We start from the raw sequence: 18,375 nt of genomic DNA on the forward strand, positions 1-18,375 counted from the left end.
CTATCAATCTTGCATATCACGAAAACGCCGCACGACTTCCAATACACCTTCGGCACAAAGACGCTCCAGCGTGGCATATCCCGCATTCATGCGCTGCGCGATCTCAGGCGCCAGTCCCACCTTCGGAAAGCTCTTCTCCGTATCGAGCACGATGCAGTGCGCGTCTCTTCGCGCGATCTCCTCTGCTGCGCGCAGCGCCTCATCCTTCGCCTTCCCCGCCGCAGAAACATTCGTCCTGCCGTCTGTCACGAGCACGAGCACCGTTTCCGCGCCTTCCTTGCGACTGAGCTCATCCATCATCTTGAGCGCGGCGGCAAGTCCTTCTGCGAGCGGCGTTTTGCCGCCCGTCGGCAAAGAGCGCAGAGCCTTTTCCGCCAGCTCCACACTCCGCGTCATCGGCAAGAGCGTCTCAGCGCTCGTGCGCCGAAAGGCGATCAATCCCACGCGGTCACGCTTTTGGTACGCTTCGCGCAGGAGGGCGAGCACCGCGCCCTTCACCATCTTCATGCGCTCCTTCGCGCCCATAGAGCCGCTTGCATCGACGAGGAAGAGGATGTTCGCGGCGGCACGACGCGCTCGGATCCACACACGCAGATCCTCGGCGCGTATGACGACGGCCTGCTCGCCATGCCGCTGCCGCTGATAGGGCGCCGCCGCGCGAAGCGTAGCGGCAAAGGCGAGGTCGATGCGCCGTCCGGTGCGCGGCAGCGATGTGCGCCAAGGGCGTCCCGTCGGCACGTCAAGCTGCACGATTGCGCGTCTGCCGCTCTTGCCCTTCCTCCCGCACACTGCCTCGCGCAGGAGCGAAAGCCGCGCCATAACCGTTTCTATGGAGTGTGTCTCATCTCTATCTTCGCCGCCCGAATCGCCATCCGCAGGCGACGCCTGCTCCTCGTCGGTCTGCGCTTCTCCTGTATCGGCTTCCTGCTCTTTCGATTCGCCGCCCATCGCATCTCTCGTCAAATTATCGTCCGGGCGTTCCTCCTGCGACGCATCATTCGCCTTATCTTCCGACTCTCCCTGCGGCTCAGCTTGCGGTTCCTGCGGCTCTTTCTGCCGTCTGCGGCTCTCTTCGCGCTGCTCCTTTTTTCGGCTCATGCGATGCGCGAGCACGAAGAGAGCAGCTTCCTCGACGTCCTGCGGCATCACATAGCTGCGCCCGGCGAGCGCCGCCAAGGCGCGTGCCGCTTCCACGAGATAGATTTCGGCGCGATTTCCCACGCAAAGGGCGCGTGCGGCGTACTGCGCAGCGAGATGCAGGATGGCATGGGAAACCTCCACAGCAGGAAGCATCTCTCGCGCTCGTGCCGCCTTCTGCTGCAGCTCGGCTTCCTGCTGCGCATACGCGCGGCAGAAAGCTTCTGGCGCACGCTCAAAAGCGAGCACGCACCGCGCGATCTCAGCACGCTGCTCCGTCTCCTCTATTTCCTCCATCGCCGCGACCATGCCGAAGCTGTCGAGCAGCACGGGCGAGAGCACGCCTTCTGCGGGATCCATCGTCCCGACAGGGATGCAGCTTATCTCCTCAACCGTCGATACGCCGTCGCGCTCCAAGGAAAACATCCCCGCCGACGCGCTCTCTAAGACAGACTTCAAGACATCCTCGCGCAGGAGATTCACCTCGTCCATGTAAATGAGCGTATGCGCCGCGCGATGCAGGAGCCCATGACGCAGACGACGCTCGCCGTCCCGCAGCGCCGCATCCACATCGAAGCTGCCGAAGACCATGTCGTCCGTCGCGCCGAGCGGCAGTTCGACGAGACTCCCTGTCAGCGTGAACGGCGCTGCCGCACGCACAAGGACGGATTTCGCCGTGCCGCGGTTGCCTGAAATGAGCAAGCCGCCCGTGCGCGGATTCACGAGCGTGAGAAGAAGCGCCTTCTTTGCCTGCTCCTGACCGACGACAGCGGTAAACGGATAGCGTGGATATTCCATGCCCATCTCCTCAAGCCAGTACATCATCCACGGCAGACCAGTCGACCTCGCCCTCCTCGAAGGGGCGGCGGCGCAGACGGTGCGCGAGCACGAGGCGGCTGACGGCCTTCATATCTTCCTTTTCGATCTCCGTGCGCCCCGAGAAGGAGGCATTCGCCATCGCCGCCTTGATGAGCGTGATGTCGGCACGATGCCCATCGACGCCGAGCGCGAGCGAGATGTGCGCCGCCTTTTCCAGCATTCCATCTGCCACGGCGACGCTTTTGAGGAGAGCACGCGCCCTTTCGATCCTCTCGCGCAATGCTTCCTGCTGCTCCCTGTAGGAAGCGGCAAAGCCCTCCGCATCCTGCTCATAAGCGATGCGCCTCTTCACCACCTCAACGCGGTCCTTCGCCTCGCGCTCGCCCGTCACCGTCACCGAAAGGGCGAATCGGTCAAGCAGCTGCGGGCGTATGTCGCCCTCCTCGGGATTCATCGTGCCCACGAGCACGAAGCGTGCAGGATGCGCATAGGAAATGCCCTCGCGCTCCACCGTATTGACGCCCATCGCCGCCGAATCGAGCAGGATGTCGACGATGTGATCGTCGAGCAAATTGATTTCATCGACATAAAGAATGCTGCGGTTCGCCTCCGCGAGAATGCCCGCCTCGAACTCCTTCCTGCCATGCCGGATCGCCGCCTCGATATCGAGCGTGCCCACGACGCGATCCTCCGTCGCACTGACGGGAAGCTCCACAACGCGCATGGGGACGCTCTCCTCCTTCATGTGTGCGCCCGCGGCAGCCCTCCTGCGGCAATCGTCGCAAAAGAACTCCGGCGTCGCAGGATCGCAGCGGCACGCACAGCCTGCCACCGCCCGCATGGCGGGCAGCAGCCCCGCGGCGGCGCGCACGGCGGTCGACTTCGCCGTCCCCTTCTCGCCCTTGATCAGTACGCCGCCCAAGGACGGCATGACGATATTGAGCAAAAGCGCCTTCTTCATCTCTTCCTGCCCAACGATGGCAGAAAAGGGATATGTCTTTTTCATCATGCAGGTTTTCCCTTTCTCCAGATTTTGGAATCTATCTTTCGGCACATTCACTCATCGACTGCCGAAATATGTGCATCGGCAGGCAGATAAAACTCGTCGCCGTAAACCCTGTAGGCGATTTCCTGCACGCCGTAGACAAAATCCTGCGAGCAGTTGTAGAGGAAGGATGAACGCGGCGATACAAGGCTGTGATTTTTAAGCGCCTTGAGTGTTTGAAGCGCCGGATCCTCGGTATAGCTGCGAATATATGCGTCGAGCCATTCCTGACCTTTCCACGGATAATCGGGCAAGAAAAGCACATCGGGATCAATGGATAGAATGATCTCCTTCGTCACTTCTTGCCCGTTGCGCAGTCCATAAGCGGAAACGCCGTTGATGACACCCGCATAGTGACAGGCGTCATCGAAACTCGATCCCTTGCCGCCGTACGTGGGCATGAGCGAGAGGAACACGACGCTCGTCCTCTTCTCCTGCGGAATGGCGTCGACCTTCGCCTTGATCTCCGCCAGCTTTTCATCCATTTTTCGCAGCAGGATCTCACCTCTGCGCTTCTCTCCAATCGCTTCCGTCATAAGACGCACGAGATCCTTGACCTCTGCGAGATCATGCGGTCCCTTGCCAACGACGACCTTAAGCCCCACGTCGCGCAGAGGATCGGCAAGCTCCATATACTGCCAATCCGCAATAAGCACCACATCAGGCTGCAGAGCGACAATAGATTCCACGCTCGGCTGCTCGATCGTCTGCGGTATTTTGGAAGCAAGCTCTACCATATTGGAATTGATGGGATCCTTCATGCTCGAATCAACGGCGACAAGCCTTTCAGGCGGCACGACGCTGAGAACGATCTGATCCAATGTCGCAGACAAAGTGACGATGCGCTGCGGCGGAGCATCGAAGTGTATCGTGCGCCCCGTGATGTCCGTCACCGCATACGATGTCGAAAAATTCGCAGACGGCTCCTCTACATTCTTTTCGCCGCCGCATGATGTTGTCAGAAAAAGCAGCAAAACAACGACGATGAGGAGCGACGATTGCATGAAGAACTTACTCCGCACAATACCCTTCCTTTCCGAAAACTGCCGATACGGCAGCCCTCTTCAACGCACATTCCGCCGCGCACGGCTCTTCTTTCGCCATTCCCAGCCAACGCGCGAAACAGCCGCCCCCGCAGGCGTGGAAATCGCGACATCGCCGGCAAAAAATCATACTTCGCTGCATCTTGGTAGATACTTCCTGCTGGCGACGCAAATTCACTCCCTGCATAACAGTGCCTAGGAAGAAGCGCTCATCGCCAACGAAAGAGGAGCACGCATAGATACCGCCATCGACGTCAACGTGGACGCCTTCGCCGTTCATCGCATGGCAGTGAGAAAAGTCGCTCCCGCCGCGTCCTGCGATGTCTCTCGCCTGCTCCTCCTGCGATATGGCGAGACGGCGCCCCGTCAAGCGATAAAGTGCATCGCGCCGAGCGAAAACCTCGCGCATCGCCGCCGCCATATCGCTTTCTCGCGGCAAAGCGGCGTTCGTGCCGCGCCCCTGCGCACGCAGGATGTCGAAACCGACGCGATGCACATTGCCGAAGTAATACGCCATATCGACGACATCGGTCAGGCTATGGACATTCTCCGCCGTCACGACGCACGTCAGTCCGATGCCGATGCCGCGACGCGCAAGCCGCTCGATGCCCGCCGCCACGTCAGCGGCAGAACCTCTGCCGTCCGAATATTGCCTTTGGCGATCATGCAGCGCAGGTCTGCCGTCGAGGCTCACGCCAATGCCAATGTCGGAATCGCATAGAATGTTCACCGCCTCTTCCGTCAGCAGCGTGCCGTTCGTCTGAACAGCCATGCGCGCCTCGATGCGATGCTCGCGCACATAGGCGGCGATACGCGCAAGGAGCGGCAATGCGAGCAAAGGCTCGCCGCCCGAAAACTGCAGGAGAAACGGCTCACCGCAGGAGGCAGCCAGATCGACAGCCCGCCGCGCCGTTTCCCATGCCATCGCGCGTCTCGCCTGACCACTTGCATAGCAATAGCGACAAGCGAGGTTGCAGTCTCCCGTCAGGCTCAGCACCAGCATCTTCAGCCCCATCGCTCACCCCTTTCCGGCACGTTTGCACATCAAGCATCAATTTCCTGCACTCGCGCCGCCTTCATCGGCAAAACGCTCGGGATAGACGGTCTTTGCCAGTACATAGACGGCTTCGATAGCATTTTGCGAAGCGCTGTAGCGATACGTATCGGGCACGCAGTAAAGATGATTCTCTCGCACTGCCTTTACATGCTTAAACAACGGGTCATTGCGCAGCTTCTCACGAAACTCTTCCGTCTTTTCGCCTTCGGCGCTCCACGACGGCAGCAGGAACACATCGGGGTCGAGCGCGACGACCTGCTCCATCGATATGCTGTTGTCCTTCGTGAGACCCGCCATCGCCGCGCCGTTTCTGAGCGCGGCATGGCGGCACATGTCGTCAAAGAGATCGTCGCGCCGCCCAAAGACGCCGCTGAAAGCAAAGGCGACGACAATCGGGCGATCCGTCTCTGGAATATCTTCTGTGCGTCGTGCTACATCCGCCAGACGTTCATGCAGCCTTCCGGTCAAGGCCGCCGCTTCCTCTTCCCTGCCGATCACCTTGCCAATGGACTCGATGCGCGGAAAGACTGCCTCGATACTCTTGGGCGTTTTAGAAACGAAGACCGTCAGACCCAGATCGCGCATACTCGCTACGAGTTCCTTCGGCACACTGTCCGTTGTAAGCACAAGGTCGGGATGCTGCGCGAGTACGCGCTCAGGGCTCTTATCGTGCAGCTTCACGGGTACGGCTTTCGCCGCCTCTGCCATGCACGAAAGCCCCGCATCATCCACGTAGGAGGAAAGCGCCGCAATCTGTTCGGGCGGCGCGAGCGCGAGCAGGATTTCATCCGTGCCGAGATTGAGCGACACGATGCGCTGCGGCTTTTTGTGCAGCACTATCTCCGTCCCCATATCATCGACGCCGCGGAAAAACTCTCCCTCTTCCTCTTCTGTCGCCGTTCCCCATCGCGCACAGGCGCAGAAGAGGAAACCCGCGGCAAAAAGAAGCGCCAGCGCACCACTGCGCCGCACGATGTCAGAACGTATGCGCATACGTCAAACGGAAATTCAGCGGCAGATCAAGACTACCGGAACTATTCGAGTAATTCTTCCTGTCCAAAAGATTATAGATTCCCAGAGTCACTGTATCATTCCTGCCTGCAGCATAGGCAATATTCATATTGAGCTGAATCTTGTCAGGTATATCCTGCGCTGTCCCATTCCTCGGGGCAACATATTCGCGATCGCCGAGAAACTTGAAGTTCAAGTTTCCTTGCCATTTGTCCTTCTTATAATCAACACGGACAAGACCTTCGACGCGTCCTGCCGCCTGCTCCCACCCCTTATTCCCAGAGGGATCCTTCAATTCAGGGTTGGAGACTCCCGCACCTAAAACAAGTTGCCACGCTTCATTGAAACGCTTCGTATATTCGACTTCAAATCCTGTATTGCGAAAACTTCCTTTATTCGCCGCATAATACTGCTGCGTTACCTTATTCAGCTCCCAACCGAGCTTATTTTTCATATCCATGTGGTAAATGGCGGCTTTCCATGTATCATTTCCATGACGATGTTTGATGCCCGTTTCATACGTCCAACCACTTTCCGGCTGTAAACCTTGCGGATTCAAATGCCTTCCTCTAACTTTTTCATTGATACCATAATCCGCTGGCGGCATCTGAAATGCTCTGCCGACATTGATGTACCACGCTGTATTCCCATCAAATTTATAATCCGTTTGGAACTGCGGCATAAAGACATTTTGATCCTTCTCAGGATCGTTGATCCATTCACCACGCAAGCCAAGTGTGAAGTTAAAACGTGGTGTAAACTGCTTGCTATAAGAGGTATAAATCGCATTTTCCGTACGCGTCGCATTCTGTTTTTTCTCCGTGAGGTCTACCGCCTCACGCTGATAGGAATAGCCGAAAATCCAAGAGTCATCACCTAGCTTCCATGTTTTCTGTACATCGAAAATTTCACTGTTCCAGACGGCATTGGAAGCATTTTTTCCCATTGCGACATAATCGTAACCATCAACCTTGCGATAATTGTACCCAAGAACTGCATGGATACCATTTTCCCTGCCCTGGTATACAAGATTTGCCGTATGACGATAATCATCGTAACGATAATCATATCTCGTCCTCGAGGGCACGAGGGACTTCTTATCTGATGCCAGTTTATAAACGGTACTGCCGCGTGTGATCGTAGATTCTGTATAATTATAATTCAAGGAAAGTTCATCCGTAAGTGCAACACTCGCGTTCAAACGATTCTTTTGTCCACTGCCAACCCACCAATCCATCCATGAAACCTTATCCAATCCGAAAGCGTTGGAATGTGGAATCTCCTTCGACCATTCCCTGCTCACATCGAGCATGAAGCGATCACCTTGCACAAATACCTCCGTCTTTTTGAAGTAATTGCCTGCCGTCACACTTGCTTTGACTGCTTCTTCTCCCGCCTTGGGTTTTTTCAGAATGATATTGACAACACCGCCCATTGCCTCCGCACCGTAGAGCGTCGATGCCGCGCCCTTGACGATCTCGATGCGCTCGACCATCGCGGCTGGTATGTTCTCGGTACTCGGGTAATTCTTGAGGTTCATCGGCACGCCGTTGACCATGACGAGCGTGCCCCTGTCGTAGCCGCGCAGCGTGATACGTCCGGCGCTGAAGCCGAAATCCTGCCCTGCCTCGCCATAGGATGTACTCGTTGAGCCGATCTGCTGGTCGATCGCCTCGAATACGTTGCGATAGCCCGCTTTTTCAATATCCTTCGCTGTGATGATCGTCGTCGTCGCGGGCGTATCGAGATCACTCTTTCGCCTGCGCTGCGCCGTCACGAGCGTATCAGGCAAATCATGCCCGCTGTTTTCTGCAGTTTCCGCACTTTGTTCCTGCACCTGCGTCGTTTTCGCTGCCTCCTTTCCTGCCGCCGCATTTTCCGCCGCATACGCCTCGCCCGATAGGCTCATGCCCGCGATTGCCGCAAGCACCGCCCATGTCAGATGTCTCTTGCCTTTCATCTACATCACCCTTTCCAAAAATAAAGCGCCCTCCTGCAAAGCAGAAAAGGCGCATAAGGGCGGCGCAAAAAAATTCCCGGCAATTTCGCCGGGATGATTGCGTTCGTGCAGCCGAAGAAACGCCAAACAGCGCTTCCTTAATCCCCTTCCCATCACTCGCAGGTCAAATGGCGATTGTCCATCAGGCAGTTCTCCTGGCTCCAGTTCATCACTCCCCTGCGCCTTCCCAAGGCATTCGCCCCAGTGACTCAAGAAGCATTGATAAATGAAGTCGCCCAGATGTATAAAGATGGGGGCTGAATTTATCAGTGATTCCTTATTACAGGGTTGCTCGCTGCTACAGTGGCGGGACCGCTCCGGCTTTTTCCGGATTCCCTATTAAGTCTTGCGACACCTGATCCAACGATATAAAATTTCTATAAAAGAATAGCATTGATTTATTCTTATGTCAAGAACATGGATTTTAGAGGAATCGTTCTTAATCTTCGACATAGTGGCTGAAACTGCCGATGACGAGCTGCGGAAACTCCCTCTTGAGCCGTTCCAAAAACTCTCTCGCGCCGACCGCCTCGCCCTGCGCTTCGGGCATAATTTCAAGGAAGGCGTCGGGATCGACGTTGAGGTTGCGCACCTGTACCATGTTGACGGGCAATTCGCAAAAGAAGCCGCGCCACGCGTCGAGTTCTTCGGCGCGGTCATTAAAGCCCGGAAAGAAGAGCATGTTGAGCGACACATATACGCCGTGCGAAAGCGCGTAGCGGATCGACTCCTTGACGTCGGCGAGCGTGTAATTGCTGCGGTAGTACGCCGCATAGCTCTCCTCGATGGCGCTGATGATGCTCACACGCATGGAGTCAAGTCCGGCATCGACAATCTTTCGGATGCCCTCGGTATAGCCGGCATTCGTGTTGATATTGATCTGCCCGCGCTTCGTCGCAGCGCGAATCTGACGCTCGGCTGCCGCGATCGCATCCGCCGCAAGCGACGGCTCACCCTCGCAGCCCTGTCCGAAGCTCACGATGGCATCGGGCGCAGTCGAAAGGTGATATATGCCGACCTGCGCGATCTCCTCGGGCGTCGGACGGAACGCGATGCGGCTCTGCGGCGATGGACAGCACTCGGCGGGCTGCAGGGAGATGCAGCCGAAGCAGTTCGCGTTGCAGACGGGCGACGTCGGTATGCCCGCTTCCCAGCGGCGGTAAAAGAGATTCTGCGCCGTGCAGCAGTGCCACTTCAAGGAGCAGCCCGCCACCTGCTCGACGATGCGATTGCCGGGCAGATCCTTCTCGACACGGCGCACGAGTTTCTTGAGCTCGCGCGTATTGTAGTAGGCGGGATCCCATTTCGTATTTTCATCGGTGTAGAGCGCCGCCGCATAGAGATCGTCCTTATAGAACACGACCGCCGTGTAACCGTAGAGAGCGAGCCTTTCAGCCCCTTCCTCTCGCTGAAAGGCGGGCAGGAAGAGCCGCGTATAGCCTGCAGGCAGGATGGCGGCGACGGCGCGTCCCGCCAGAGGCAGCGTCTCACCCGCCGCCGTCCGCCCCATCGCCGCGCGATCAGGCAGAAACATCAAGTCCGCCGACTCGGGCAGGGGGATGAGGTCGGCGGGCGTGAGCGACATGATCCGCTTGCCCGAGCGCCCCAGTCCCGCGATGCCCGGCGCATCAAAGATTGCCCCATCTTCATCGGCGTAGAGCGCACGTATTTCATCCTTCATGCTTCGCCCTCCTGCCTCTCGATCTGTAGTACAGCGCTGCTTTTCCCCGCGTCTTCCCCCTCATGCGCTTCCTGCTTCGCTACCTTCTTCTTGCGCGGGTTGTAACGGTTCATCGCCATGTCGATGCCATCCGTCACGATGCACTCGACGGCGGGCAGTAAATAGGAAATCGCCGCTTGAATCTTCGTCGCATCGTCTGCGGGAAACGGCGCAAGCACATGCCTGACGACCGTCCAGCCGGGTAAAGGACGTCCGATGCCAATGCGCACGCGAGAGAAATCCTCTGAACCGATGTGCGCGAGAAGCGACTTGATGCCGTTGTGTCCGCCCGCGCTTCCCTTGCGCCGCAGACGGATCGTGCCCGCCGCGATGTCCATGTCGTCGTGCGCGACAATCAAGTCCTCCGGCGCGAGCTTGTACCAATCGAGCAGAGGACCTACCGCACGTCCGCTTTCATTCATATAGGTCAACGGCTTGACGAGTAATACCTTCTGCGCGTCAATACGCCCTACTGCGATCAGAGAATTGAACTTCTCTTGCCAAGTGTCGATACCGATGCGCTCCGCCAGAGCATCGACGAGCATAAAACCAACATTATGTTTCGTATGTGCATACTCCGCCCCGGGATTCCCAAGACCGACCATGATCTTCATTATATTCCTCCGAACCTTTCTGAGATGCACCGCCGCAAACCGCGCGGCAAGGCTGCTACCACGATTCTACTGCACGAAATGCGCTTTGTCAAAACAAAGCCTTTGCACCCAAGGCAAAAAGCGGGTAGAATAAAGGAAACGCCATCCGAAAAGGAGGAAAAAACACATGACCCACTTCGAAGAAGCAAAATTTCTGCGTCAAGAGCCAGGCGGCCGTCACTACAACTGTGCGCAGTCGCTTCTCGTACCCTTCGCTGCCGAAATCGGCATGGAAAAAGAAGACGCCTATGCACTCGGCGCTTTCTTCGGCGCAGGCATGATGCACGGATCCGCCTGCGGCACGCTGACCGCCGCGCTAATGATCCTCGGCAAAGCAGACAAGGATAAGGAAACGGCGAAGAAGCTCATTGACGACTTCCTCGCCGCCCACGGCACGACGGACTGCCGATGTCTTCTAGCCGCCGCAGAAAAAAAAGGCATCGCACGCAAGGAGAACTGCGACGGACTTGTTTTAGAACTATGTCAAAAGCTTGATGAGATTATTACGCGAGAAACGCAATAAAGAAAAATGCCGATAAATTCAGCCATCTATTTTTACATCTGCACTGGGGAAGATTGCAAGTTTAATTGTCGCATCGTTCTGCCAAAGACGAAGTGGAATTATAAATGGTATAATTGGGGGTATCAAGCTAAAATGAAACTCTTATGGTCACCAATATATACGCAGAACACCCCTGGGTATTGGATGTTTACGCTCTCTATCATTATTCTTGCAGTAGGTGGAATCTATCCATTTCTAAGATGGAAATCGCAATATACTCCTGCAGTCAAGCGCGAACATTTGCGATTTATTTTAAAGGGTTTCTTACCTTTTCTTATAACCGGATGGATTGGAGGCTCAGAGCTAGGATATACTAAAGAATTTCTAGGAGCAGCCTGCTATTTCGCTGGCTTTTCAAGCATCTTTTTTCGTCGATATATACGAGTACTGCTACGTGATCTTTCTAAGATGCCCAATTATTCTTGTTCAGAATATCAATTGCAACTCTTTCACAACATAAATCAGGGATATGTAAAGTTTATTCTGTTCACAAGTTACTTTTTTCTAACGGGAACACTTATACTACTATATCTTCCTTAACTTCAACTACAAAAAAGTGATAAAGATATATCAAAGGCCTTACGTCCAATTTCTGGAGAAAGTAGCAAGGAATTCTACGTCGAAAAGAACACCGACCTCAAGGGTGCGGTCATTGCAAGCGAAGCGGAGGCGGGAAAGAACCGCCTCTCGACAGGGACGTTCTCTTTCAGCGATTTGAAGAACGGTGCGGACTACAGCGCAAAGAGCATAGGCGCCGAGTATCACCACTACGGCAGCTATGACAAGATGAGCCGACAAGAGAAGAACAAGGTCTATAACACCATAGGCCTCTCCCCCAACCTTTCCATGCCTGCCAAGGGCGATGCGAACAGCACGACAACTTCTGCCGTTGCACCGGGAACAATCGACATTCGCGAGAATCCCACGCAGGACATCTCTGCCTTGAGCCGCGATACGGCGAACTCGCTGAATGAGCTTGGACGTATCTTTGACAAGCAAAAAATTGAAGAGCAACAGGAACTTGCCAAAGCCTTCGGTGAAGAAGCCTTCCGACTCGCCCATAACCTCCCCGACGACGGCAGCGGCCGAAAGATCGCCGTCCACGCCATCATCGGCGGCATCATGAGCCAAATTACGGGAGCAGGCTTTGCTTCGGGTGCCATCGGTGCTGGTGCCAACGAAGCTGTGATCGGCGAGATCAAGAAGATCAAGGATCCCGGCACAGCACAAATCGTCAGCGCGATTGTAGGAGCCGCCGCAGCGAAAGCCGTCGGCGGCAATGCAGGCGCTGGTGCAACTGCGGCGGCTAGCGGGACGAAGTGGAATCTCTATGAGAAAATCCCTGAGATAAGGCAACAGCTGGAAGAGCAGCTGATGACAGAGGAATATGAGTCCCTGCGAGAAAACGAATACATGCCTTTGTACGGGAAAAAAGATGGCAGGAAAGTCGCCGTCACTATAGACCGAGACGGCAATATCTACGATTTGGATATCGAAGCGGACAGCGGAAACGATGCAAAGAAAATTCATTTGCTCGATCCCTTATCAGAAAACAGCACTCCTTTCTATGTCGATATCTATGCCGATTATGATTTGCGAGAGCATCCCGTAGAAAAAACCGGTCAGGTAAACGCATACAAAACTGGCGCATACGACGGCACTCTCCTCGATGCCTTATATCCTAAAGAGAGCCTTTCCAGTAAATTCCGACGAAACTTTTTCGATTGGGCAGCGGGAACTGTCAGCGCGGTCGATGACAACATGTCCTTCGGGCTCACGCAAAGCGGTTATTACTATGTAACAGGCCACCGCATTGACAATCGGGATAGTCTGGCCTTTCATAGCGGCAGACTGACAGGCACGGCCTTGACGTTTGTTGGGGCGATACGGGAACTCACTGGTGGAGCCACCATGTCTTTCGGTGGTCTTATACTAGCACCAGAGACAGGCGGAACCTCTGCCGTAGCCACCACAGCCGGAATCGCCCTAATAGCCCACGGCACCATAGCTACGAAGAACTCTTTTCAGAACGGGATTGATGATAGCAGACACTTCATCAAAGCTGCGGAAGGAAGCAGCTCCCTCGAGAAAAAATTCACAAGAAAGGACGCTATCGAATATTTAAACGAGGGGGCTATAGATATCACTACGAGCAAATCTGGAGCAAAAAACATGCAGAAATCCGGAGGCTATGAACAAACAGAAAAAGACTTCTATAATTTGAATCCAGATAATGTAAAAGAACTTATTACAAAATATGGCTCAGGGCTGTACGGAACATTGAGCGATGGAACTATCGTTGTTGCGCGCCGAGGAAGCAAAAGTGCTGGACCAACTCTTGAAATAAGTCCAGGTAGTAGGAAGGTGTATAAATATAGGTACTAATTTTTCGTAAATTGCAAGTACAAATTGATCAAACTATTTTACGAGGTGTAAATAACGATGGAAAAATGGATAGAAGTAAATCCGGGAATGATTCCACCAGGAAATTATTCTATGCGCTTACAAACAGGTGACTTTGAGGATTTAATGGTTTTCCTTGAAAATATTTCGTATGAAGTAACTTTAGATTTCCTCGGTGATATTTCATTTCATTGTGTTGATGAAGGCAATTGGCTTTTTTATCCTTATGAAGATGCAGAATTTGAACATTATCGTAAGAAAGAATTCGATAACGTGCTTTATAGGATAAACAATGGACAGTATAGTTTATTTACAAAAAAATATATGGGAGATTTATTTGAATATGAAAAGCCTATACACTATATAATAGTTACATTAAATTACTTTATCGAGGTTATTACCATATCAGATATAAACATCACAGTAAAAGACCTCAAAACTGGAGAGTTAAAAAAATATACCGTAGAAAGGAGTAAACTTTAACACATAAAAATAATCCTCGTAAATCAATAATAGGTTACAAAATAGAATACACCTATCCCTCACCTCACCGCAACGGAACGTGACCTTGCGATCCAAGGCTCTAAAGTCGAAGGAAAGAACGTCGCCCTTGCAGCAAAGCAGAACATAGAGCTGCTCGCAGGAGAAAACAGCAACCGCGCGACGACACAGAACGAAGCAAGCTCCGCCGGCATCGGTGTCTCCTTCAGCCCGCAAGGACTCTCGGGACTCAGTCTGCACGCAAGCAAAGCACAGGGAAACAGCAAGGAAAATGCCTTGACTTATACCCCAACCGAGATCGCTGCAAAAGATACCTTGCACATCGAAAGCGGCAAGGATACGAACATCCTCGGCAGCACAGTACAGGGCGATAAGGTCACTGCAAAGGTCGGCAGCAATCTCAACATCGAGACCTTGCAGGAAAAAGAAACCTACGAGGAGAAGAACACATCGGCGGGCTTCGATCTCTCGTGGGATATTCGCGCGGGAAAATTCTCCAAGCCCACATTCGGCCTTTCAGCGGGCAGAGGAACGATCGACTCCCACTATAGAAGCGCCAGAGGCCAGTTCGGTATCTTCGTTGGAAAAGGCGGCTTCGACATCTACGTCGAAAAGAACACCGACCTCAAGGGCGCGGTCATTGCAAGCGAAGCGAATAAGGAGAAGAATCGCCTCAGCACGGGAACGTTCTCTTTCAGCGGTTTGGAGAACGGTGCGGACTACAGCGCAAAGAGCATAGGCGCCGAGTATCACCACTACGGCAGCTATGACAAGATGAGCCGACAAGAGAAGAACAAGGTCTATAACACCATAGGCCTCTCCCCCAACCTTTCCATGCCTGCCAAGGGCGATGCGAACAGCACGACAACTTCTGCCGTTGCACCGGGAACAATCGACATTCGCGAGAATCCCACGCAGGACATCTCTGCCTTGAGCCGCGATACGGCGAACTCGCTGAATGAGCTTGGACGTATCTTCGACAAGCAGAAGATCGAAGAACAGCAGGAACTTGCCGCCGCCTTCGGCGAAGAAGCCTTCCGTCTCGCGCATAACCTCCCCGACGACGGTAGCGGCAGGAAAATCGCCGTCCATGCCATCATCGGCGGCATCATGAGCCAGATCACGGGTGCTGGCTTTGCTTCTGGTGCTGTCGGTGCAGGTCTCAACGAGGCACTGATCAAGAACCTAAAGGGGATAGATCCTGGTACGGCGCAGATTATCAGCACCATCGTCGGAGCTGCTGCGGCGAAAGCCATTGGCGGGAACACCCTAGCGGGAGGATCTGCATCAGCAAACGGGACAAAATGGAACTGGTTAGGAAAAGAACAGTATACATTTGTTGATGAACTGCTTTCATTGGGTGAAGAGGATGAGGACAGGCGTATTGATATTATTGCGAGATATGCAGCATTAAGCAATTTCAATGCTCAACACGGTTTAACAGGAGATGGCGACGATGAGCGAATTACAGCCTCACTATACCCAATATTGAGAGATTTGATTCCCGAAAGGTATCGGGATGAATGGTTAAGCAAAGGATTAAACTATACGCTAAATGCAATTGTTTGTATGGACGAACGAACGTATAAAAAAGCGAATGAATATCGTACGCTTATAGAGACTGGCAAACTTGATTTTAAAGACTACCTGTCTTCTTCAGAAGCTCAATCTGTATTAGATGGTATAATGGCCAAACAAAAAGCAGACACCGTATTCAATACCAATTCTTCTAATGGTATAAGTGAAATACCCGGCAGACTGTCTGACATTTTTTCTGATGATATAGGTGAAATACCAGGTGAGCTGTCTGACCTTGCCTCCGAGATGCCAGGCAGGTTTTCTAACCTTGCTTCCAATACTGCAGCCAAGATATTAGGCGGGTTTTATGACCTTGCTTCTAATTCATCCGTAGCACAAGAAGTCACCCCTCTTTCGCGGGAACTATACAGGCACGCATACGAAGGAGAGGGAGAACCTCTACACTTTGACGCTGATTCTGAAATGAGTTCATTGATAATAAACGGAAAATCCTTTCAGGAACAAGTAACAGGAATAGGAAGTAAAATTCCGATAGGGGAAACACAGTTTCGTGCGATAAGCATAGGTCCAGAGGCGGGCGATCCATATGATTTTCATATGGGACCTGGAAAAGGTTCACTAAATCTAAGAATAACTAGAACTAGTGAGAATTCAGTCCATGTAGAAGGACTGTTCCAAGACTACTACAATTTTGACCATTGGGGGAAGCTGAATCCTATAGCCTTAATCAATGACGGTGCTCATGAATTGCAAAAGGCGGGGATATTGCCCCCATATGAATGGTATTCTGACATTAACACGGATATAGATTTAAACGGTGAATAAGATGAAAAAATATAATTTTTTTATTTCCTTATGCCTCTCTCTATTGTTCGTATGTGGCGCTCTATTTTCCATGTTTTTACGGATTACTCTTATACTCCTTTTCTTCATTATTTATGATCCATTTATCATATATCAACTTCCTCGGGATTTCGAAATATCGTATTGGAAAGAAGGTCACTTAACGGATTACAGAGTAACAACCGCCTATTCAGACTACAACGTGATAGACTACTGTGTTCATACCTACGAAAAGAACAACAAGAAATTGTATGTGTATGGTACACATTGCTTTTGGATCATTGATTATGTGCATGGCAACATTACTTTATTTGACGAAGATTTAACAAAAGAGGATGTGGATGTTATCAATAGCTATGTTGACACACACAGCGATACAGAACCCATAGATGATAAACGACCATTTCTAGGACTCTGTAACATAGCAGCTAACAAAAAAGTATATAAGGACCAGATGAAAATACTTACCCAACATTCCGATTTAACTTATGAAGAACAGGAAATATGTCAACGATTAAAATCTCGAGATTTTAAAAACACGTCTCCTAGGGTCTATGGATCTTTATTCCAGCCATTTGAGTATCTATTTAGATAATCCATTCGTTATGCACATTTTCGCATTTTTAATACAGGCTTTGTGCATAATGATGATGACAACTTCGATGTGTAAAGTTGCGGCCTAAGAAATGTGGTGAAACTATTTGATTCCAGACAAACTCCCATCTGCCCTCCTACTCGCAGTAGCCATCCTCCCCCTATCCGTCTCTCCCGCCAATGCTGCTCCACTTTCACAGCAAGAGCAGCTTGACCAGTCGCGAGCGCAGGAGGCGGCACGGCAGGAGCGGCTGCATCAAGAACGCACGGAGGTCGATACGCCCCCTCTCCCTTCCTCAACGCTCCCTGCCGATGAAACGGTTCGTTTCCCCATCGCCAAGGTCGTGCTTGAAAATGACTCTGGGAAGTTCTATTTCCTGCGCCACATCTCCCGTGACTATGAAGGACGCGAGCTTGCTCTCAAGGATATCAATGAAGTCATCGGCAAGATGAACCACGAGCTTATGCAGCGCGGTTTTTCAACAAGCCGCGTCGTCATCCCTGAGCAGAATCTCTCTGAAGGAACGCTCCGCCTTGTTTTGCAGATCGGCGCATTCATGCCGTGCGCTTTGCCGAGGACAGTGATACGCTCTATACATACAACCTCTTCCCGTTTCGCGAAGGCGACGTCTTGAGCGTGCGCGATATCGAGCAGGGGCTTGAGCAGGCGAAGCGCCTGCCTTCGCAGGAAGGTGAAAAATTTGAATCATATACAAAAAATAAGTTTCATCATTCCAAATGAGTGGGGACAATATTTATATCATATACTTTCCCCCATAAAGGATATGGTCGATGGTACATGGGAGGTTTATGGTACAGCGATAATTGGTGATCTTCAGGCATGGCACAATATAAACGGTGAAATGGTTGATTTATTTGATTTCAGGTATTTTTCAAACCAAGATTTCTTTTCATTACTCATGTCGCGTAGGTATTATATCGTATCAGGTATATTCAGCTTAAAATCTTCCCTCGAAAAAAAAACGGACAAGCTAAATGGAGCTTATTTAGAAGTTATTGTAACAGATAGTGTATATGTAGATATTTCTTCTGTTGATGATAAGATAGTATCTGCTTTGTATACGAATGCAGTAAACCAAGGATTTGAAGATATTGAAACGGAGGAGATAAGCTAAATCGCGGGACCGGACTTTTCTTTCGGCGCCATTGGCGCTGGCGTAAACAAGACCATGATAGGCGCAATCCAGAAGATCAAGTTTCCCTGCACCGCAATAGCGCAAAAGCAGATCTGGAAGGTGGCGTCAAGATGCCATCCGTGCTGAGTTTTCATATCATGCAGCCGATCAAGCTAACGAAAGAAGGTTAACACTCAAAAATATTGATGATGTTATCTTGAACAACAAGAAAAACCGTAACATAACGATTTTTAACAAGATCTTTTCCAAAGACATAACGAATCCCTCCTGTTGTAGTTCTTATTCTACAACA

General features: G+C 52.2%; 13 protein-coding genes, 1 pseudogene and 1 riboswitch. Of the genes and pseudogenes, 6 read left to right on the plus strand and 8 right to left on the minus strand.

What is annotated here, in order from left to right; translation table 11 throughout:
* Positions 1-3: 3 nt before the first annotated feature.
* The 8 genes from ACO5Z0_RS07795 to pth all read right to left on the minus strand — a co-directional run bounded on the left by ACO5Z0_RS07795 (position 4) and on the right by pth (position 10,445).
* Positions 4-1,935, minus strand: coding sequence for a VWA domain-containing protein (locus ACO5Z0_RS07795; RefSeq protein WP_485649879.1), 1,932 nt, complete (start codon positions 1,933-1,935; stop codon positions 4-6).
* Positions 1,936-1,945: 10 nt separating this feature from the next.
* Positions 1,946-2,965 (minus strand): magnesium chelatase ATPase subunit I, encoded by a 1,020-nt coding sequence (locus tag ACO5Z0_RS07800; RefSeq protein WP_485649821.1) that lies wholly within the window; start codon positions 2,963-2,965, stop codon positions 1,946-1,948.
* A gap of 47 nt (positions 2,966-3,012) precedes the next feature.
* On the minus strand, positions 3,013-4,023 hold the full coding sequence (locus ACO5Z0_RS07805; RefSeq protein WP_485649822.1) for an ABC transporter substrate-binding protein: 1,011 nt from the start codon (positions 4,021-4,023) through the stop codon (positions 3,013-3,015).
* The gene (locus ACO5Z0_RS07810) at positions 4,013-5,059 is read right to left on the minus strand and encodes a radical SAM protein (protein WP_485649823.1); all 1,047 of its coding nucleotides are present in this window, start codon (positions 5,057-5,059) and stop codon (positions 4,013-4,015) included. Before ACO5Z0_RS07810 ends, ACO5Z0_RS07805 begins: the two co-directional genes overlap by 11 nt.
* A 36-nt stretch (positions 5,060-5,095) precedes the next feature.
* The gene (locus ACO5Z0_RS07815; protein ID WP_485649824.1) at positions 5,096-6,094 is read right to left on the minus strand and encodes an ABC transporter substrate-binding protein; all 999 of its coding nucleotides are present in this window, start codon (positions 6,092-6,094) and stop codon (positions 5,096-5,098) included.
* On the minus strand, positions 6,078-8,072 hold the full coding sequence (locus ACO5Z0_RS07820; protein WP_485649825.1) for a TonB-dependent receptor plug domain-containing protein: 1,995 nt from the start codon (positions 8,070-8,072) through the stop codon (positions 6,078-6,080). The genes ACO5Z0_RS07815 and ACO5Z0_RS07820 overlap by 17 nt, the downstream gene beginning before the upstream one ends.
* Positions 8,073-8,239: 167 nt before the next feature.
* Positions 8,240-8,485, minus strand: a riboswitch (cobalamin riboswitch).
* A gap of 65 nt (positions 8,486-8,550) precedes the next feature.
* Positions 8,551-9,792 (minus strand): radical SAM family protein, encoded by a 1,242-nt coding sequence (locus ACO5Z0_RS07825; RefSeq protein WP_485649826.1) that lies wholly within the window; start codon positions 9,790-9,792, stop codon positions 8,551-8,553.
* Complete coding sequence (pth, locus tag ACO5Z0_RS07830) at positions 9,789-10,445, minus strand: aminoacyl-tRNA hydrolase (RefSeq protein WP_485649827.1); 657 nt, start codon at positions 10,443-10,445, stop codon at positions 9,789-9,791. The genes ACO5Z0_RS07825 and pth overlap by 4 nt, the downstream gene beginning before the upstream one ends.
* A gap of 166 nt (positions 10,446-10,611) precedes the next feature.
* Here pth and ACO5Z0_RS07835 point away from each other — a divergent pair, with 166 nt between their 5' ends.
* The 6 genes and pseudogenes from ACO5Z0_RS07835 to ACO5Z0_RS07860 all read left to right on the plus strand — a co-directional run bounded on the left by ACO5Z0_RS07835 (position 10,612) and on the right by ACO5Z0_RS07860 (position 18,062).
* Positions 10,612-11,007, plus strand: coding sequence for a C-GCAxxG-C-C family protein (locus tag ACO5Z0_RS07835; RefSeq protein ID WP_485649828.1), 396 nt, complete (start codon positions 10,612-10,614; stop codon positions 11,005-11,007).
* A gap of 753 nt (positions 11,008-11,760) precedes the next feature.
* A complete protein-coding gene (locus ACO5Z0_RS07840; protein WP_485649829.1) occupies positions 11,761-13,431 on the plus strand; it encodes a hypothetical protein in 1,671 nt (556 codons plus the stop codon).
* Between the two features lie 57 nt (positions 13,432-13,488).
* Positions 13,489-13,932 (plus strand): hypothetical protein, encoded by a 444-nt coding sequence (locus tag ACO5Z0_RS07845; protein WP_485649830.1) that lies wholly within the window; start codon positions 13,489-13,491, stop codon positions 13,930-13,932.
* 54 nt (positions 13,933-13,986) lie between these two features.
* Complete coding sequence (locus ACO5Z0_RS07850; protein ID WP_485649880.1) at positions 13,987-16,314, plus strand: hemagglutinin repeat-containing protein; 2,328 nt, start codon at positions 13,987-13,989, stop codon at positions 16,312-16,314.
* 719 nt (positions 16,315-17,033) lie between these two features.
* Positions 17,034-17,617, plus strand: a pseudogene (locus tag ACO5Z0_RS07855) (POTRA domain-containing protein); the annotation flags it as partial.
* Positions 17,586-18,062: a DUF2691 family protein gene (locus ACO5Z0_RS07860; RefSeq protein ID WP_485649831.1), complete on the plus strand. Its 477-nt coding sequence runs from the start codon at positions 17,586-17,588 to the stop codon at positions 18,060-18,062. The pseudogene ACO5Z0_RS07855 and the gene ACO5Z0_RS07860, both read left to right, overlap by 32 nt.
* The last annotated feature ends 313 nt before the right edge of the window (positions 18,063-18,375 follow it).

This window comes from Selenomonas sp. (assembly GCF_057272215.1).

Bases quoted from the DNA above. Each gene is read 5' to 3' on its own strand.
- ACO5Z0_RS07795 (WP_485649879.1), bottom strand. From the start codon at position 1,935: ATGGAATATCCACGCTATCCGTTTACCGCTGTCGTCGGTCAGGAGCAG.
- ACO5Z0_RS07800 (WP_485649821.1), bottom strand. From the start codon at position 2,965: ATGATGAAAAAGACATATCCCTTTTCTGCCATCGTTGGGCAGGAAGAG.
- ACO5Z0_RS07810 (WP_485649823.1), bottom strand. From the start codon at position 5,059: ATGGGGCTGAAGATGCTGGTGCTGAGCCTGACGGGAGACTGCAACCTC.
- ACO5Z0_RS07815 (WP_485649824.1), bottom strand. From the start codon at position 6,094: ATGCGCATACGTTCTGACATCGTGCGGCGCAGTGGTGCGCTGGCGCTT.
- ACO5Z0_RS07820 (WP_485649825.1), bottom strand. From the start codon at position 8,072: ATGAAAGGCAAGAGACATCTGACATGGGCGGTGCTTGCGGCAATCGCG.
- ACO5Z0_RS07825 (WP_485649826.1), bottom strand. From the start codon at position 9,792: ATGAAGGATGAAATACGTGCGCTCTACGCCGATGAAGATGGGGCAATC.
- pth (WP_485649827.1), bottom strand. From the start codon at position 10,445: ATGAAGATCATGGTCGGTCTTGGGAATCCCGGGGCGGAGTATGCACAT.
- ACO5Z0_RS07835 (WP_485649828.1), top strand. From the start codon at position 10,612: ATGACCCACTTCGAAGAAGCAAAATTTCTGCGTCAAGAGCCAGGCGGC.
- ACO5Z0_RS07845 (WP_485649830.1), top strand. From the start codon at position 13,489: ATGGAAAAATGGATAGAAGTAAATCCGGGAATGATTCCACCAGGAAAT.